A 16,866-nucleotide genomic window follows, 5' to 3' on the forward strand; every position below is an offset into this window, starting at 1 on the left:
TCATCTATTCCATAAGAGTCCTCATTTTCTTTGAAAATCCAGTATCTGCAATGGCAATCACTTTACGCGGCTTGCCTAAGGCAGCACTTAATTCCAGTGCGGAAAACACTGTGGAGACTTCTACATTGTAATAGTTGCTTTTATCTCTTATCTTTTTGCTCAAATTTGGGCCGGCATCATTGGCGAGAAAAATGAGTTTGGCTTGTCTGTTCTGTATCGCTTTAACAGCCAGTTCTTCACCCGCTATCACACATCCGGCGCGGTGAGCAAGACCGATAATCTGTGAGAGTTTTTTTAAATTATTCAAGGCCTAGCTCTTTTCTTTTCACTTTATGGTCAACATAAGCAATCAAATCATCATAAAAGTTTTCCGGAACCGCCATAGCAAAAGTCCGGTCAAAAATCCGCTTTTTCTTAGCAGCCAGAGCTTCATCATTATCCAGTTTAATGTAAGCTCCGCGGCCGTTCTTTTTGCCGGTCGGATCGATAAAAATCTCACCTTCCTTAGTTTTGACGATTCTCAGAAGATCACGTTTATCAATGATCTCACCAGAGACAACTGATTTTCTCAAGGGAATTTTTCTAGTTTTAGGCATTTAAAAACTCTTTTTCTATTTGTTTATTCTGTTCCATCAAGAACAGGTTCTGACGGCTCACTCTCGGAGCCCTCTGCTTCCGCAGTTAACAGCTCTTCTCTTTGAGCTTCCAATTCATCGTATTCACTTGCCGATTTAATATCGATACGGTAACCTGTCAGATGGGCGGCCAGACGAACGTTCTGCCCGCGGCGGCCGATAGCAAGAGATAATTTACTGTCCGGCACAACAACTGTTGCCCGCTTAGGATCCTCATCGTCAAAGAGCACCATGTCCACTTCTGCGGGAGCAATTGCATTGTAAATGAATTCAGCAGGATCCTCAACCCATTGAATGACATCAATATTTTCCTCCATCGGCAGAGCAACACCTGTTTTAGGATCCACGCGCTTAGGATGAAATTTGCTGGTCACTTTTTTGATATTGCTGCCGCCGCGTCCAACAATAGTACCGATAGCATCGACATTGGGATTGTGGCTGCGCACCGCAATTTTTGTCCGATCTCCGGCTTCGCGTGAGACACCCATAATCTCAACAGTGCCGTCAAATACTTCAGGAATCTCCTGTTCCATAATCCGTTTAATAAACTGAGGATGGCTGCGGCTGACGAAAACGTTGACCCCCTTAGGGTTGTTTTCAACTTTATAAACATAAACTTCAATACGGTCATGCGACTTAAAGGTTTCTCCCGGAATTTGATCCTGATGAGAAAGCTGCGCTTCCAAAGACCCCAGATTCACATAAATGAAACGCTGGTCAAAACGCTCAACAGTACCCGTCATGATTTCACCTTCATGCTCTTTATATTCATTAAAGGTGACTTCCCGCATCTGACGCCGCATTTTTTCCATAATAGTTTGCTTGGCTGACTGTGCCGCAACACGCCCAAACTCCGCAACTGACTCGGCAAAACGGATTTTATCACCGAGTTCATAGGCAGAACTGATGGCCAAAGCATCCGAAAGGCTGATCTCAAGCCGGCTGTCAAAAACTTCTTCAACCACTTCACGGACCGTATAAACCTGAAAATCACCTGTTTTTTCATCAAATTCAACTACACAGGACTCTGCCTGTCCATATCGGCGCTTATAGGCAGATTTTAAAGATTCCTCAACCGCTTCGATAATATCTTTTTTGTCAATATGTTTTTCTTCTTCCAAAATGCGGAAGGCTTCTAACATTTCTTTGCTCATAGTTCTATCACTCTTTTTTTCTGTTCTTTAATAACTGGCGCAACAGGAAAAAGCAAAATCCTTTCTTAAAATTTAACTGCTAGACGGGCTTTAGCAACCGTCTGATAGGGAATAACAACCGTTTTTTTACGCCCTTTATCCATAAATTCGAGCGTCAGTTCCTGACCGTCAAAAGCCAGCAGATCGCCTTCAAAATGCTTCATCTTATCGATAGGCTTATACAGGCTGACACTGATATAACTTCCCACAGCTTCGGTCAGACTGGCTGCGGTTTTTAAGGGACGCTCCAGCCCCGGACTGGATACTTCCAAAAGGTACTGATCAGGAAAAGGATCGGGCTTGATTGTATCCAGCAAAGGACTGATAATGTCGGTCAGCTCTGCTGTATCTTCCACAGTAATCCCTCCGGGCTTGTCCACCAGAATGCTCAAAATATAATCTCCGCCCTTTTTTTCATATTCAACATCAACTAGTACAAACGGGGCTTCAATTACAGGGGCAATCTGTTCGGTAACACGTTCGACAATATGATTTGCGATAATGCATCCTCCTTTATATTAACTGCTCTTCTTCTAACACAGATAAGAGGCGAAGTCCTTACTTCGCCCCCTTTCTTTTTTATTGTTAAAGATAGTATAGCACAGAGCCACTGACAATGCAAGGGAATAGGAGAATTTTTATGTCTGCATTTTTCAACACGGCAAAAAACACAATTCAAATTTAGCTCCGATTATTGACAGCAGCTGTTACAAAGGCGGTGTAGAGTTCTTCAGCCCGATTAGGCCGGCTCTGCAGCTCAGGATGGTACTGAGCTGCAACAAAGAATTTTTTCTCCGGCAGTTCAACAACTTCCATTAACCGGTTATCCGGTGATACACCTGAAAAGACAAAACCAGCCGCCTCAAACTGTTCACGGAACTTAGTATTGAATTCATAACGGTGGCGGTGGCGCCGCTGCACAACTTCCTGATTATGGTAAGCTGCTGCCGCCTTGCTTCCAGCTTTCAATTTACATGGGTACAGCCCTAAGCGCAGGGTGCCGCCCATATCTTCAATGCCAATCTGGTCGCGCATAATATCAATAACAGGATATTTGGTGTCAGGGTCAAGCTCAGTTGAATTGGCCCCTCGAGATTGAGTACATGGCGCGCATATTCAACACAGGTCAGCTGCATTCCCAGACAAATCCCCAACATAGGCAGATCCGTTTCCCGAGCATACTGAATGGCTGCAATTTTCCCTTCGGTTCCGCGGTGGCCAAAACCGCCGGGAACAATGACACCATCAACATCACCAAGAGCATCCGCCACATTTTCAACCGTTAAATCATTGGCATTGACCCATTTTAAGTCAATAGCTGAATCATTAACATAGCCCGAATGCTTCAAAGCCTCAACCACCGACAGATAAGCATCCGGCAGCTCAACATATTTTCCGACCAAAGCAATTCTAGTCGTCTTTTTAAGATGGAGAACCTTATCAAGCATTGCTGACCAAGCGGTCATATCAGCAGCAGGCACATCAAGTTTTAAATGGTCGCAAACAATCTGATCCATATTTTGAGCCTGCATATTAAGCGGTATTTGATAGATATGCTCAACGTCAAGCGATTCAATGACCGCTTCCGGAGCCACATCACAGAACTGAGCCAGCTTATTTTTGATAGACTGCTCAACCGGCTGTTCTGTTCGGATCACAAGCATATTGGGCTGAATCCCCAAACCGCGCAGCTCCTTGACTGAGTGCTGGGTCGGTTTGGTTTTCATTTCGCCGGCCGCTTTCAAATACGGCAGCAAGGTGGTGTGAATATACATGACATTATCTGAGCCGACATCAGCTTTCATCTGACGCAGAGCTTCCAAAAACGGCAGGCTTTCAATATCTCCTACGGTACCCCCGACCTCAGTAATAATAACATCCGAATCGGTCGTCGCGGCAGCCCGTTTAATCTTTTCCTTTAAAGCATTAGTAATATGCGGAATGACCTGAACAGTGGCTCCGAGATACTCCCCCCGGCGTTCCTTCCGCAAAACCTCATCATAAATTTTACCCGTTGTGACGTTAGAATATTTATTTAAATTAATATCAATAAAACGCTCATAATGCCCTAAGTCAAGATCCGTTTCAGCACCATCATCCGTCACATAAACTTCTCCATGCTGATAAGGACTCATCGTTCCCGGATCGATATTAATATATGGGTCAAACTTTTGAATGGTGACTTTCAGCCCGCGGTTTTTCAAAAGCCGGCCCAGACTGGCTGCAACGATTCCCTTCCCGATCGAAGAAACAACACCGCCGGTTACAAAAATATACTTCGTCATCAAAAAAACTCCTTTAAGATATGATACAGAAAATTCAAGAAGATAGTATTTATAAACTAGGGACAAAACAAACGGCCTATTAAGACTTAAAAATAAAACAGCCCCCTATTGCTAGGGAGCATTTCCGACCTCATTAAGAGGTGCCCAATAATAAATATAAACTATCTTCAGCATTTTGTCAAACCAAACTTAAAAGATATAAGAAAGGGAAAAACAAACATATTGAGTAACAGGCAGAAGTCAGTTGACAGCGTTTCTTGAGTCTCCATGTCTAGGAACAGACTGAAATCGTCCGTAAGCCTGGGTAGCGCTTCAGCTTCTCCCAGATTTCAAACTGCAATGGTCTTAATTAATCTCAGTTTCTTCCTGCTCAAAGTCTTCATCTTCTTCCTCATCATCCTCTTCGTTCAGTTCAACATCCTCATCTAAATCCTCATCAGGGATAATTTCATTGATTTCTGAATCATAGGAATCGACTTCGTCTTTTTCATCATCCGGATTTTCTTCTTCATATTCTACTTCCTGATCTGCCGGTGTATAATCTTCATCTTCCGGATCATCGTCCCGGTAATCAATGGCATCCTCATCACCGTCCATGAAAGCATTGACCCGTTTTTTCTTACGTTTCGGCGCGCCTTCTTCATGATCTTCAAGCGTAATAATCTCTTCATCAATCTCGTCAACAGCGTACCATGAACGCAGTCCCCACTTATTTTCCCCAAGCGGAATAAAACTGCCGTCAGTATTTAAATCAGCATAAAAGAAAGGGAGCGATTCACGAATTTCCTGATCGGTTTTCTCCAAATAGTTTTGAATATCATTGACAAGGTCACTGAAATGCATCTCTTTATCACGGCCGCGCTCCTCTAAAATAGCACGCGCCACCTCAATCATTGACAGCTCACTCTTTTCCTGTCCGGCAAATACTTCTAATTCCAAAATCCTTCTCCTTTTAACAAGATACAAAGGCCGTTCAAGCTTACAGCAAAAATGACGGTAAGTCCGAAATCTATGATTTCGCAGACGCACCTCTGCCAGGACGGCTAGAAAGATGCGGTCGGCCGCTAGGACGACAAAACTTTCAGGCATCTACGGCTAGTTAACTTGAAATCAATTCTAAACTTAGTTATATCTTTTTGCACAGCTCTTAGGCCGAATAACTTATCACTTTACAAATACCTTTATTCTGCAGTCTCTATTTTACGCTAAAAATCATTTTTCGTCAAAGTCTGAAGATGTCTCTTTCGGACATGTGACAAGACTTCTTTCATATCTTTGGCTAGAATATCAGCCTGGGACTGATCCACGGCCATCCTTTCCTCCAAATAAGCAATCGTATAAATCCCAGCTCCTTTAGCTGCTTCTATTCCGGACGGCGAATCTTCAACAGCTACCGCTTTTGAAGCCGGCACCCCCAGCTTTTGCAAAACAGACTGATAAATAGCCGGATTAGGTTTGCTCTCAGGAAAATCCTGCCCGCTGACAACCAAATCAAAATATTCCTCAATCTCACAGTTCTTTAAGATGTCTAAGAGATAAGGCTTCTGGGTTGATGAAGCAACGGCCAGCAGAATGCCCTGTCCTCTGGCATACTGCAGAATTGCTGTAATATCTGACCGGAATAGCGGTAAATAATTTTCAGCCTGATATTTTTCTTTTTCAATATCAGCCAGCCCCTGCTCAATTTCGTCAAACGATAGTTCCGTTTGGCTCAGTTCCTTAATCTGCATCAGCAGATCTGTCCCCGAACGGCCGACTAAATTTGAAAAATCATCATGAGTTAATTGTTCCGGATTGGCAGAAAGTGATTTAATATAGGCACTCTGAAGCTGAAAATCCAAATATTCTGTATCAACAATGACCCCATCCATATCAAAAACAATTAGTTGTAACATAGCCACTCCCTGTTCTACTGATTAACAGCCAAATACCGCTTGCCGGCTGAGTATTTAACACTAGGCAATCGATTTCAAACGGAATAAACAAATCAGCTAGAAATCCATCTCTCTAATACAGTTTCAGCAAAAGCTGTCACTGAAAAACCAGATACAATGATCTGGTTTGCAGGCTTATTATTTCACTTTGGCTGTGCTTGTTACAATATCAACAGCCTTTTTCATAGCAATATCATGCTTGAGCATGTCAGCTGACAGAAGGCTGCGAACCTGCTCGTTAGGCATATTATATTCAGCAGCAAGGTCCGTAACTTCTTTCTCAATCTCTTCATCTGTTGCTTCAAAATTCTCAGCTTCAGCAATAGCCTCAATCACAAGATTGGTTTTTGTCCGTTTTTCCGCATCAACCTCATACTGTTTATGCAAATCTTCCTCAGTCGTTCCGGTCAGCTGATAATACATTTCCGGTGAAATACCTTGGCGCTGCATATTGTTCATAAATTCATTCATCGCCCGGTGAACTTCCGCATCAACCATCTCTTCCGGCAGTTCGACAATTTCAGCATTTTCGACTGCCAATTCGAGAGCCGCCCCTTCAACAGCATCATCATAGGCTTTTTTCTTATCTGCAGCTAATTCTTCACGGTATTTAGCTTTCAGCTCGTCAAGCGTTTCAACTTCTTCATCAATATCTTTTGCCAGCTCATCATCAAGATCTGGTACTTCTTTTGCTTTGACTTCATGAACAGTTGTTACGAACTTAGCATCTTTGCCCGCTAAATCTTCGGATTGATAGTCTTGCGGGAAAGTCACGTTGACATCCAGCGTATCTCCGGCCTTGCTGCCAACAAGCTGATCTTCAAATCCTGGTATGAATTGCCCTGAACCAAGTTCAAGTGAGAAATTATCGCCTTTTCCGCCATCAAATTCAACACCGTCAACCGAACCGACAAAATCGATAACAACTGTATCGCCTTCTGCAGCAGCATCATCTTTGAGAACCAGTTCTGCTAAATTCTTACGTTCTCTTTCAACTTTTTCGTCCACTTCAGCCTCAGTCACTTCTTGGTCAGCATCAACAGACACCTCAAGATTCTTATATTCTCCGAGCTTCACTTCTGGTTTTGTGACAACTTCAGCCGTCAGTGTCCACTCCGCACCTTTTTCCATTGACTTAACATCAATTTTTGGCTGCGCGACAACATCAAGTCCTAATTCAGCAACAGCTGCTTCATAAGCTGTAGGCAAAATCGCATTGAGTGTCTCTTCATAAAGTGCTTCTTCACCGAATTTTTGGTTAAAAATAGCACGCGGTATACGTCCCTTCCGGAAGCCAGGCACATTCAAATCTTTTTTAACTTTATTGAAGGTTTGATCAAGTGCTGGCTGAATTTTATCCTGACCGATTGTAAATGTAATAAGACCACGGTTTGTAGCTGTGTTTTCAAATGATGTTGACATTGCAGTCATTTCTCCTTCAAATTATTTAGATACAGTTTAGTTTATCATATTTCATGAGCTTTTAAAAGTTTTTTTATGTAATTTTATTCTGGTTGATAATTTTTTTAAACCAAATCAGTTAAAACGGCAGAGTCCTGTTACTTTTTATCTTGCTTCAGCCTTTATTTTCTTTCTCTTTCTTATTTTTTTTGATAGACTGAGATTATGACTATTATAACAAGATATATTGAACAGCTTCATTTAGATGATATTGCCGTTGATATGCTTTCCAAAGCAGTCTCATTGCTACTTTTGCTTTTAGTCTTTTTTATCGGTAAAAAAGTACTCAGCCATATTCTGAATCAAACGATTGCCAAATCGCTTTCCTTTATACGCCAAAATAAGGCTCGGCAGGAAACCATTGTCAAGCTGGCTAATAACATCATGAATTACGGACTTTATTTCCTTTTGCTTTACTGGGTATTGACCATTTTAGGAATTCCAATTTCAAGCCTTTTAGCTGGTGCTGGACTAGCCGGTTTGGCAATTGGGCTTGGTGCTCAGGGCTTCCTCTCAGATGTCGTCAATGGTTTTTTTATCCTTTTAGAAAACCAATATGATGTCGGAGACTCTGTTGAAATCGGTTCGGTAGCCGGTAACGTGACCAGCCTTGGTATTCGAACAACTCAGGTACGCGGATTTGACGGTACTCTCTACTTTATTCCCAATCGGGAAATTTTAGTAGTCAGCAATAAATCCCGGGGGAATATGCGGGCACAGATTGATATCCCGATTTATGCCCAGACCCCTTTGGAAAAGGTCGCTGATATTATAGAGTCTGTCAATAAAGAACAGCTGCAGAATTACCCTGAAATCACTGACAATCCACTAATCTTAGGACTACAGACTAACCAAGCAGGGCAACTAGTCTACCGCATCAACATTTTCGTCCAAAACGGGGAGCAAAACCGCATCTATTCAGTTTTCTACAGTTTATACCAGGAAGCATTAATCGCTAACGGCATTCAGCTGCCGACGCTTAATACGTTTAAAGCGCCCTCTCTTTCCCGATAATAGATTTCTATCATGCCGAACACGGACAGATTAGATCATTTTAGCGATAAAATATTCCGATGATCGCCTCAGAACTGCAGATAGCAAAAAGGAAAAGCATCTCACCAGGCCTTTTCTCCCAGATACTGAGACGAAGCAGCACTTACAGCTGATAATGGGACAAAAATCGGTAAATTGTCATAACATGACGCTTTCGATTTTGCCGCCCCGCCTCCGCTCAGCCACTCCGACAAACTCATCTGTTAAAAATTAAATCGAGGCAGGACTTTTGTCCGCCTCGTTTTAATTTAAAATTTTCGAATAGGGTCTTGCACGTATTTGGCACGCGCTCCGCCTATTAGTTTAGGGCGACTGGCGAGTGCTGTCACATGGGCTCCCCCCAGCTCACGCTGCAAAGGAACCAGCGGTACCTGAACACGCTTGACATGCATTCCAATAAAGGTATCACCAATATCAATCCCTGCATGGGCAACAACTTCCTCCACTTCGACAGGATCATCCATAAATTTAAAAGCCGCCAACTGTCCGCTGCCGCCTGCATGAAGAGTCGGCAAAACATTCACAATTTCCAAATTTTTGCGCTCTGCTGCCTCTCTTTCAATAACTAAAGCGCGGTTAAGGTGCTCACATCCCTGTACTGCTAAATAAACGCCGGTGGCTGCAAGCTCCTCCATAATCGTTTTGACAATCACCTCACCAACCTCAAGATTGGAATTTTTTCCGATTAAACCGCCGGCAACCTCACTGGACGATAAGCCTAAAACAAAAATCTGTCCCTTCTTGACAGCGCTGCGCTCAATAATATCGGCAGTTATCTTTCTGCTTTCCCTCTCCAGTTTTTCTAAATCCATGATTAATACCTCTTTCGTATGTATGTGCATACAGTCAGCAGATGGTCATTTTTCCAAGCGGATATAAGCCAAAAAAAGAAAACCACCGACTGACAGCCCAAAAATATTTTGAAGAATATTGCCCCAAATACCAGCCAAAGCCGCTCCCCAGCCATAGCCCAAGAGCAGCGCCGAAAGAAAATAGCTCCCAACCATAGCCAGAACAGCAAGCAGCAGGCCTGGCAGCCGCTTCCTTCCCGCCCAGCCGGCAAAGAAGCCCTGCAAACCGTGAGCGATTAAGCTATAGAACATATAATGGGGATAGCCCAGCAAAAGATCAATCAAAAAAGCTGACAGACCGCCAACAATAGCTCCCGGCTTAGCTCCTAAATAAAAGGCTGTAAAATAAATCCCTGCATCTAACAGAGTCAGATAGCCTGTCGGTGTTGGCAGATGAATAAAGGCCAAGACCACACTTAGGGCTGTCAGAACAGCTAAAACAGCTAATTCCCTCGTTTTACTCTTTCCCATAATATTGTACCACCCCGTATTCATTTGAGTGCGCAATAGCCTGATAAACAAAAGCTTTAGCGTGTTCTGCTGCTTCTGCAGGCGTTCTGCCGAGTGCCAACTGAGCGGCAATGCTGGCAGCAAAAGTGCAGCCGGCCCCATTATTGTTGCGGTCAAGCAAAGGGCTGGTAAATTCCAGCATCGTTTCACCATCATAGAAAACATCAACGGCCGCAGACGGATCCAGCCTTGCTCCGCCCTTAATCACAACCCTTTTAGCACCTTTTTCATGTAAAGTTCGGGCAGCAGCCTGCATATCAGCCAGACTGTTAATAGATAAGCCGGATAAGATTTCCGCTTCATGAAGATTGGGCGTAATCACAGCAGTATAAGGAAAGAATTCAAGCAGTTTATCCCGCATATCTGCTATTTCTCTGTCCCCATTCTCTTTAAAAACCAAGACAGGATCCAGCACTACCTTAACATCAGTTTGGGTCTTGATAAAATCCAGAACTCCATTCGCTGTATCTAAAGCCGGAAGCAGACCAATTTTAATGGCTGTAAAGGAAATATCAGCAAGACTTTCCAGCTGTTTGTTAAAAACCGTTAAATCAGTCGGTATAACAGCTAAATGTCCTTGTTCCAAACTGGTCATACAGGTTTGGGCAAGAAAAGCAAAGAGCCGGTACTGCGAAAAAACAGCCAAATCTGCCTGAAATCCGCCGCCGCTGAGAATGTCGCTGCCTGCTATCGTTAAGATATAATTATTCTTCATAGATAATCTCCTTCAGATAAAGACCATTCCCTGCTGCTGTCGGCCCGGCCAGAGTTCGGTCTTTAGTTGTTAAAACAGTTCTAATCTGACCAACCGGAAGCTTACCATTCCCGATTTTAAGCAAAGTTCCCACCATGTTGCGCACCTGCTTATAAAGAAAACCAGTCCCAGAAAAGGTAAAAACCAGAAGCTGTTTCTCTTTTTCAAAACGAACATCTGCCATTTTAATCGTTCGAACTTTGTTGACAACACTGCTTCCGGACGCTGTAAATCCTGTAAAATCATGGGTCCCCAACAAATCCTTAATAGCCTCCTCTATCAGCGAAAAGGTCAGAGGATAGGGATAGTGCGTTGCATAATGGCGCAGCAATGGATTTTTAGGCCGGCCGATATCCACAAGAAACTCATAGGTCTTATAGTGTTTATTATAACGAGCGTGAAAGTTTTCCGAAACTTCCTGAACACTTATCACATCAATATCATCAGGCGTCTGTGTATCAAGCCCAAATCGCAGTTTCTCAAGCTCTCTCGCCTGAGGCAGATCAAAATGAATAACCTGACCATAAGCATGAACACCGGCATCAGTACGGCCGGCACCATGTACAGTTACTGATTGTCCGCTGTTTAACCGCAGCAGTGTTTTCTCAATTTCTTCCTGCACTGTCCTCTGTCGCGGCTGCCTCTGAAAACCGGAAAAATCTGTCCCATCATAAGAAATAATAGCTTTATATCGTACCATGCCACTATTTTATCATTTCTCTATCAGAGACTCTAGTCTGGATTAAGCCATCTGTCCCCATACAAACCGCCCCGCTGCTCACCAGACAGAGACGTCTGGGAGCGGGGCAGAACTCCAAACGACAAAGTTTCCCTCACTTTCTTGTCTCAAGAGAATAGAAGAGTGAGATAAAAATCGGTAAATTGTCGCAAGCTGACGGAAGACTTTGTCGTCTTGGTAGCCGACCGCACCCTTCTAGCCATCTTGACAGAGGTGCGCCAACGAAATCAAAGATTTCTGGCTTACCGTCTTTTCATACGGATTTTTAGTCGGTCTTTCTATCTTAACAAAAAAGAGAGGGCTGTCTCAACCAAAGACTGGGCTCCTCCTCTTTTTGATTTCTGTAATGTAGTCTAAATTTCTTCAAAGGCATCCTTCATTTTATCAAAGAAACCTTTTTTCTTTGGATGGACTTTATCCCCTCCTGCTGCAGCAAAAGCTCTGAGAGCTTCTTTCTGGGCATCATTCAGCTTGCTTGGCGTTACAATATTAACCGTCACATGCTGATCCCCCTGACCGTTTCCTCTCAGTTTAGGTGCTCCTTTGCCTTTCAAACGGAAGGTTTTCCCTGTTTGTGTCCCTGCCGGAATAGACATTTCAACATCTCCATGAACAGTTGGAACTTCTACCGTATCACCGAGAGCCGCCTGGACGAAACTGATATCCATTTGATAATAAATTGTCGAGCCATTACGTTCAAACTGGCTGCTTGGCAGGACATTGATAATCACGAAAAGATCTCCGTAAGGTCCGCCGTTAAAGCCAGCTTCACCTTGCCCCTGCAAGCGAATTTGCTGCCCAGTTTCAACCCCTGCCGGAATTTTCACAGATACTTTATGGGTCTGTGTCTGATGTCCTGTACCATGGCAGGTTGCACAAGGTTCTTTAATTTCTTTGCCTGTACCATGGCAGACATCACAAGTCACTTGACGGCGCATCATACCAAGAGGGGTTTGGGTATCAACATTAATCACACCAGAACCATGGCACTTAGTACAAGTAACCGGACTTGTCCCCGGCTTAGCACCGGTTCCCGAACAGGTCGCACACGAAGACTCCCTGTTGTAGCTGACTTCCTTCTCCACTCCAAAGACAGCCTCTTCAAACTGAAGATTCAGCCGATATTGCAGATCATCACCCTGACGGGGAGCAGAAGGGTTGCGGCTGGTACCGCCACCAAAAAAGCTTGAAAAAATATCTTCAAAACCGCCAAAACCGCTGCTGTCAAAGCCGCCAAAGCCGCCAGCATCACCGCCGAAACCGCCTTGAGCGCCTGCTGCACCATATTGATCATAATTGGCACGCTTTTGCGGATCACCCAGAGTCTCATAAGCTTCCTGGATATCTTTATATTTCTGCTCAGCACCTGCTTCTTTATTGATATCTGGATGGTACTTCTTAGACATTTTACGATAGGCTTTTTTTATTTCATCTTGTGAAGCATCCTTTGATATGCCTAGACGTTCATAAAATTCAGTATTGTTCATATTTTTGTCCTTTATTCAAAAACAGAGGTTGTTATTTTTGTCAACCTCTGATTCAGTATGATTGATTTCATGCATATATTAAAGCCGTCTTGAGTCAGCAAGAGACTGCATCAATCATCTTTAGCAGCAAAATAAATGCTGCGGAATTAAAACTGCAGACTGTTCCTGACGGGCGAGTGAGCCTTTCAGATTGCAGACTGCCAGTCAGGAAAAGTTGCGGAATTAAAATTCAAAACAAAGTTAGATGAATTTATTTTTCTGTAAATTCGCCGTCAACAACATCATCGTCACCGCTCTTATTATCAGCAGCATTTTCTGCCTGAGCGCCTTCGGCACCTGCTTGTGCTTGCTGAGCGGCTGCAGCCTGTTCATAAAGTTTTACGGCTAAAGCCTGAGATTTTTCATTAAGTGCTTCTAACTTAGCTTTCATATCATCAAGATTGCCTGATTCCTGAGCAGCTTTCAAGTCATCTAAAGCAGACTGAGCAGCATCACGCTCTGTATCGAAACCTTTACCTTCAGTTTCTTTAATTGTTTTCTCAGTTGCAAAGATAGCCTGATCAACTTCATTCTTAAGATCAACCTCTTCTTTACGTTTAGCATCTGCTTCAGCATTTGCTTCGGCATCTTTCATCATACGGTCAATTTCTTCTTCACTGAGACCGTCATTGGATTTAATAACAATATGCTGTTCTTTTTGAGTACCGAGGTCCTTAGCTTTAACTGACACAATACCGTTTTTGTCAATATCAAAAGTCACTTCAATTTGTGGTACACCGCGAGGAGCAGCCGGAATATCAGTCAGCTGGAAGCGGCCAAGTGTTTTATTATCTGCGGCCATAGGGCGTTCCCCTTGAAGCACGTGAATATCCACCGCCGGCTGATTGTCTGCTGCTGTAGAGAAGACTTGTGATTTAGACGTTGGAATAGTTGTGTTGCGGTCAATAAGCTTAGTGAAGACGCCGCCCATCGTTTCAATACCCAGTGACAGCGGAGTAACATCAAGCAGGACAACATCTTTCACATCACCTGTAATCACACCGCCTTGAATAGCAGCCCCCATAGCAACAACTTCATCAGGGTTAACAGACTTATTAGGTTCTTTGCCTGTTTCAGCTTTGACAGCTTCTACAACTGCAGGAATACGGGTTGAACCGCCGACCAAAATCACTTCATCAATTTCTGACAGCGATAATCCGGCATCTGACAGTGCCTGACGAACAGGTGTTTTAGTGCGTTCAACAAGATCGCTCGTCAAATCGTCAAACTTAGCGCGGGAAAGATTTGTTTCTAAATGCAGAGGGCCTGCATCACCAGCAGTGATAAACGGTAAGCTGATTTGTGTCTGCGTAACACCCGACAAATCTTTCTTAGCTTTTTCCGCAGCATCTTTCAGACGCTGAAGCGCCATCTTGTCTGCAGCTAAATCGATACCATTTTCCTTCTTAAACTCTTCAACTAAGAAGTCAATAATTTTTTGGTCAAAATCATCACCGCCCAATTTATTATCACCAGCGGTAGCCAATACATCAAAAACTCCGTCGCCTAACTCAAGAATTGAGACGTCAAAAGTTCCTCCGCCAAGGTCGAAGACCAAAACTTTTTCATCTTTATCTGTTTTATCAAGACCGTAGGCAAGAGCGGCTGCAGTTGGTTCATTAATGATACGCTCCACTTCGAGCCCGGCAATTTTACCGGCATCTTTTGTCGCTTGGCGCTGAGCATCATTAAAGTAAGCAGGAACTGTGATAACCGCTTTATCCACTTTTTCGCCAAGATAATCTTCAGCATAGCCTTTAAGATACTGCAGAATCATCGCAGAAATTTCCTGCGGTGTATACTCTTTTCCGTTAGCGGCAACTTTATCTGAAGTCCCCATCTTAGACTTAATAGAAAGGATTGTTTCCGGATTTGTCACCGCTTGGCGCTTAGCAGCATCCCCTACAATAATTTCACCATTCTTAAAAGATACCACTGAAGGCGTTGTACGATTGCCTTCCGGATTTGCAATAATTTTACTTTCAGTTCCTTCAAGAACTGCAACTGCTGAGTTAGTCGTTCCTAAGTCAATACCAATAATTTTAGACATGTATATTACCTCGTATAATTAATTTTTCTTTATTTTAGATAAATGTAGATAGCAAAACCGAGTACGGATTCAGAAATCTGTTTTTTCTGGTCTGCTTCAGACTCTGTCATCTGCAGCACAGTTTGTTCAGCCCTTTGATTTGCCATTCTATTTCATTTATAGTTTACCGACATTTCGGTCAAGTTTACAACCACAGAAGCAGGAAAAACCATAGCCTCTGTTTCTGCAGACACTGCCGCCTGCCTAATTATATACAATTACCATAGCAGGCCGAAGCAGACGTTCGTGCAGCCTGTAGCCTTTTTGCAGGACCTCAGCAAGAGTATCCGCGGGATGGTCATCATCTGCCGGCAAAGTCTGAACAGCCATATGAAAATTGTGGTCAAAACGGTCAGTCTCAACTTCCTCAATACCTTCTTCTTTTAAGGCCTGAAGCAAACTTTCCTGAACCATTTCAAGACCCTTTTTAACATCATCTGTTAAGCCTTCTACAGCCAGAGCGCGTTCAAGGTTATCCAAGCTCGGTAAAATAGCCTTGGCAAGGTCCTGAGAACGGTAACGCTGCAGACTTTGCCGCTCTTCATTAGCTCGGCGCTGAATGTTCTGCATCTCGGCATGGGCGCGTAAATATTTGTTTTCAAAATCATCTGCCCGCTCATTTGCCAGCTCTAACTCTGATTTTTCAGGACTGGCTTCTTCTGCTTCCTGTATAGGCTCTTCTGCTGTTACAGGCTCCTGTTCCATTTCTTCATTTTTGATATCTTCTGCCAAGATTTCAACCTCTTTCTATTTATTAATTCACTTCGTAATGATTGCTGTTCAGATAGCGGTAATAATCCCCCAGTTTCATAACCAAGACACGGCCAATCACATTAACCAGACTGACACTCCTGCGATAGTCCATATCAATCGGGCCGATTAAAGCCAATAGACCAAATCCTCGGTAAGGAATCAGATATTTATGAGTTAAGAGCGTGACATCGGCCAGAGCAGATTCTTTGCTGTCAGCAACTTGGACACTGGCCATCTCATCTTCCTGTATGCTGCTGCGCAGCGCAAGAGCAACACGCTGAGAATCATCTAAAAACTGATAGGTCTTTAAATCAGCATATTCTAAAGAGTTGACTTTACCTGTCACAAACACCGATTCCTTGAATAATTCCGCAAAAATATAATCGAACAGATCCAAAACATTATCGGTCACTGCAAAGTATTTTTGCACAATCTGCGGAATTTCCGTCCTCAGTTTGTAATGAATATCCATTACAGAGCGGTTAAGCAAACGCTCATCAACAATTTCCTTCAAGATCAGCAAATCCCGTGTCAGAAAATTTTTCGGAATAGCGAACTGCACAGTCGTTGGTTTTGACTCATCAAGTGTTAAGATAGCAAGAGCATCATGATTGCTCAACTGAACAATCTCAAAAGTTGTCAGCTTCTGCTGAGCAGGTTCAACATCAAGGACAACAGCTGTATAGCCTGTCATCTCTGATAAAACCTGACTGGCCCGCTGCAAAAGATCATCAAGCCTAAATGCTTCAAAATCAAAAGCTTTAATAACTTGATAGACATCCTGCTCGTCAACACTGTCAAAACTGAGTGAATGCTCAACAAAATATTTGAAGCCGGCAGGGCTTGGCATGCGGCCGCTTGATGTATGAGCTTTTTCAAGCAAACCTAATTTTTCAAGCTTAGCCATATCATTCCTGATTGTAGCACTGCTCGAATCAATAACGGCCTGCAGTTTTTTGGAGCCAATAGGTTCGTGCGTCTGAGTAAACATTTCAATAATGAGGTTTAAAATATCATTTTGACGCGGAGTAATCACAAACCAATCCCTCCTTTCAAATCATTTCAGAGTTAGCACTCTTCACC

Annotated in this window: 16 protein-coding genes and 1 pseudogene; 1 reads left to right on the forward strand and 16 read right to left on the reverse strand. The window is 43.3% G+C overall.

Translation table 11 applies throughout. The annotated features are described in order from the left end of the window. Window positions 1-4: 4 nt before the first annotated feature. The 8 genes and pseudogenes from DDV21_RS09570 to tig form a co-directional block, all read right to left on the reverse strand. Window positions 5-307 carry a YlxQ-related RNA-binding protein gene (locus DDV21_RS09570; protein WP_116878315.1) on the reverse strand — a complete coding sequence of 101 codons (303 nt, stop codon included), beginning with the start codon at window positions 305-307 and terminating at the stop codon, window positions 5-7. Then, window positions 300-596 (reverse strand): RNase P modulator RnpM, encoded by a 297-nt coding sequence (rnpM, locus tag DDV21_RS09575; RefSeq protein WP_116878316.1) that lies wholly within the window; start codon window positions 594-596, stop codon window positions 300-302. Before rnpM ends, DDV21_RS09570 begins: the two co-directional genes overlap by 8 nt. 23 nt (window positions 597-619) lie before the next feature. Further along, the gene (gene nusA / locus DDV21_RS09580; RefSeq protein WP_116878317.1) at window positions 620-1,789 is read right to left on the reverse strand and encodes a transcription termination factor NusA; all 1,170 of its coding nucleotides are present in this window, start codon (window positions 1,787-1,789) and stop codon (window positions 620-622) included. Window positions 1,790-1,854: 65 nt separating this feature from the next. After that, on the reverse strand, window positions 1,855-2,331 hold the full coding sequence (rimP, locus tag DDV21_RS09585; protein ID WP_374936040.1) for a ribosome maturation factor RimP: 477 nt from the start codon (window positions 2,329-2,331) through the stop codon (window positions 1,855-1,857). A gap of 178 nt (window positions 2,332-2,509) precedes the next feature. Further along, window positions 2,510-4,113, reverse strand: a pseudogene (locus DDV21_RS09590) (CTP synthase). Between the two features lie 345 nt (window positions 4,114-4,458). Then, window positions 4,459-5,052 carry a DNA-directed RNA polymerase subunit delta gene (rpoE, locus tag DDV21_RS09595; RefSeq protein WP_116878320.1) on the reverse strand — a complete coding sequence of 198 codons (594 nt, stop codon included), beginning with the start codon at window positions 5,050-5,052 and terminating at the stop codon, window positions 4,459-4,461. A gap of 266 nt (window positions 5,053-5,318) precedes the next feature. Then, the gene (locus DDV21_RS09600) at window positions 5,319-6,008 is read right to left on the reverse strand and encodes an HAD family hydrolase (protein ID WP_116878321.1); all 690 of its coding nucleotides are present in this window, start codon (window positions 6,006-6,008) and stop codon (window positions 5,319-5,321) included. A gap of 177 nt (window positions 6,009-6,185) precedes the next feature. Continuing rightward, window positions 6,186-7,469 (reverse strand): trigger factor, encoded by a 1,284-nt coding sequence (tig, locus tag DDV21_RS09605; RefSeq protein ID WP_116878322.1) that lies wholly within the window; start codon window positions 7,467-7,469, stop codon window positions 6,186-6,188. Between the two features lie 204 nt (window positions 7,470-7,673). Between tig and DDV21_RS09610 the strand changes: the two genes are divergently transcribed. Further along, window positions 7,674-8,522: a mechanosensitive ion channel family protein gene (locus DDV21_RS09610; RefSeq protein ID WP_116878323.1), complete on the forward strand. Its 849-nt coding sequence runs from the start codon at window positions 7,674-7,676 to the stop codon at window positions 8,520-8,522. A 287-nt stretch (window positions 8,523-8,809) separates the two neighbouring features. Here DDV21_RS09610 and DDV21_RS09615 read toward each other — a convergent pair whose 3' ends face one another. From DDV21_RS09615 to hrcA, 8 genes are all read right to left on the reverse strand, one after another. After that, window positions 8,810-9,373 carry a TIGR01440 family protein gene (locus DDV21_RS09615; protein ID WP_116878324.1) on the reverse strand — a complete coding sequence of 188 codons (564 nt, stop codon included), beginning with the start codon at window positions 9,371-9,373 and terminating at the stop codon, window positions 8,810-8,812. 45 nt (window positions 9,374-9,418) lie between these two features. Further along, entirely contained in the window at window positions 9,419-9,883 is a 465-nt protein-coding gene (locus tag DDV21_RS09620; RefSeq protein WP_116878325.1) for an ECF transporter S component, read from the reverse strand. Then, complete coding sequence (locus DDV21_RS09625) at window positions 9,870-10,637, reverse strand: bifunctional hydroxymethylpyrimidine kinase/phosphomethylpyrimidine kinase (RefSeq protein ID WP_116878326.1); 768 nt, start codon at window positions 10,635-10,637, stop codon at window positions 9,870-9,872. Before DDV21_RS09625 ends, DDV21_RS09620 begins: the two co-directional genes overlap by 14 nt. Continuing rightward, on the reverse strand, window positions 10,627-11,376 hold the full coding sequence (gene truA, locus DDV21_RS09630) for a tRNA pseudouridine(38-40) synthase TruA (protein WP_116878327.1): 750 nt from the start codon (window positions 11,374-11,376) through the stop codon (window positions 10,627-10,629). The genes DDV21_RS09625 and truA overlap by 11 nt, the downstream gene beginning before the upstream one ends. 392 nt (window positions 11,377-11,768) lie before the next feature. Further along, window positions 11,769-12,902, reverse strand: a complete 1,134-nt coding sequence (dnaJ, locus tag DDV21_RS09635) for a molecular chaperone DnaJ (RefSeq protein ID WP_116878328.1) — start codon at window positions 12,900-12,902, stop codon at window positions 11,769-11,771. A gap of 250 nt (window positions 12,903-13,152) precedes the next feature. Beyond that, entirely contained in the window at window positions 13,153-14,991 is a 1,839-nt protein-coding gene (gene dnaK / locus DDV21_RS09640; RefSeq protein ID WP_116878329.1) for a molecular chaperone DnaK, read from the reverse strand. Window positions 14,992-15,234: 243 nt separating this feature from the next. Next, entirely contained in the window at window positions 15,235-15,762 is a 528-nt protein-coding gene (gene grpE, locus DDV21_RS09645; RefSeq protein WP_116878330.1) for a nucleotide exchange factor GrpE, read from the reverse strand. Between the two features lie 22 nt (window positions 15,763-15,784). After that, the gene (hrcA, locus tag DDV21_RS09650) at window positions 15,785-16,819 is read right to left on the reverse strand and encodes a heat-inducible transcriptional repressor HrcA (RefSeq protein WP_116878331.1); all 1,035 of its coding nucleotides are present in this window, start codon (window positions 16,817-16,819) and stop codon (window positions 15,785-15,787) included. Between the last annotated feature and the right edge of the window lie 47 nt (window positions 16,820-16,866).

The sequence above is a fragment of the Streptococcus chenjunshii genome, from assembly GCF_003086355.1.
GTDB classification, from domain to species: domain Bacteria; phylum Bacillota; class Bacilli; order Lactobacillales; family Streptococcaceae; genus Streptococcus; species Streptococcus chenjunshii.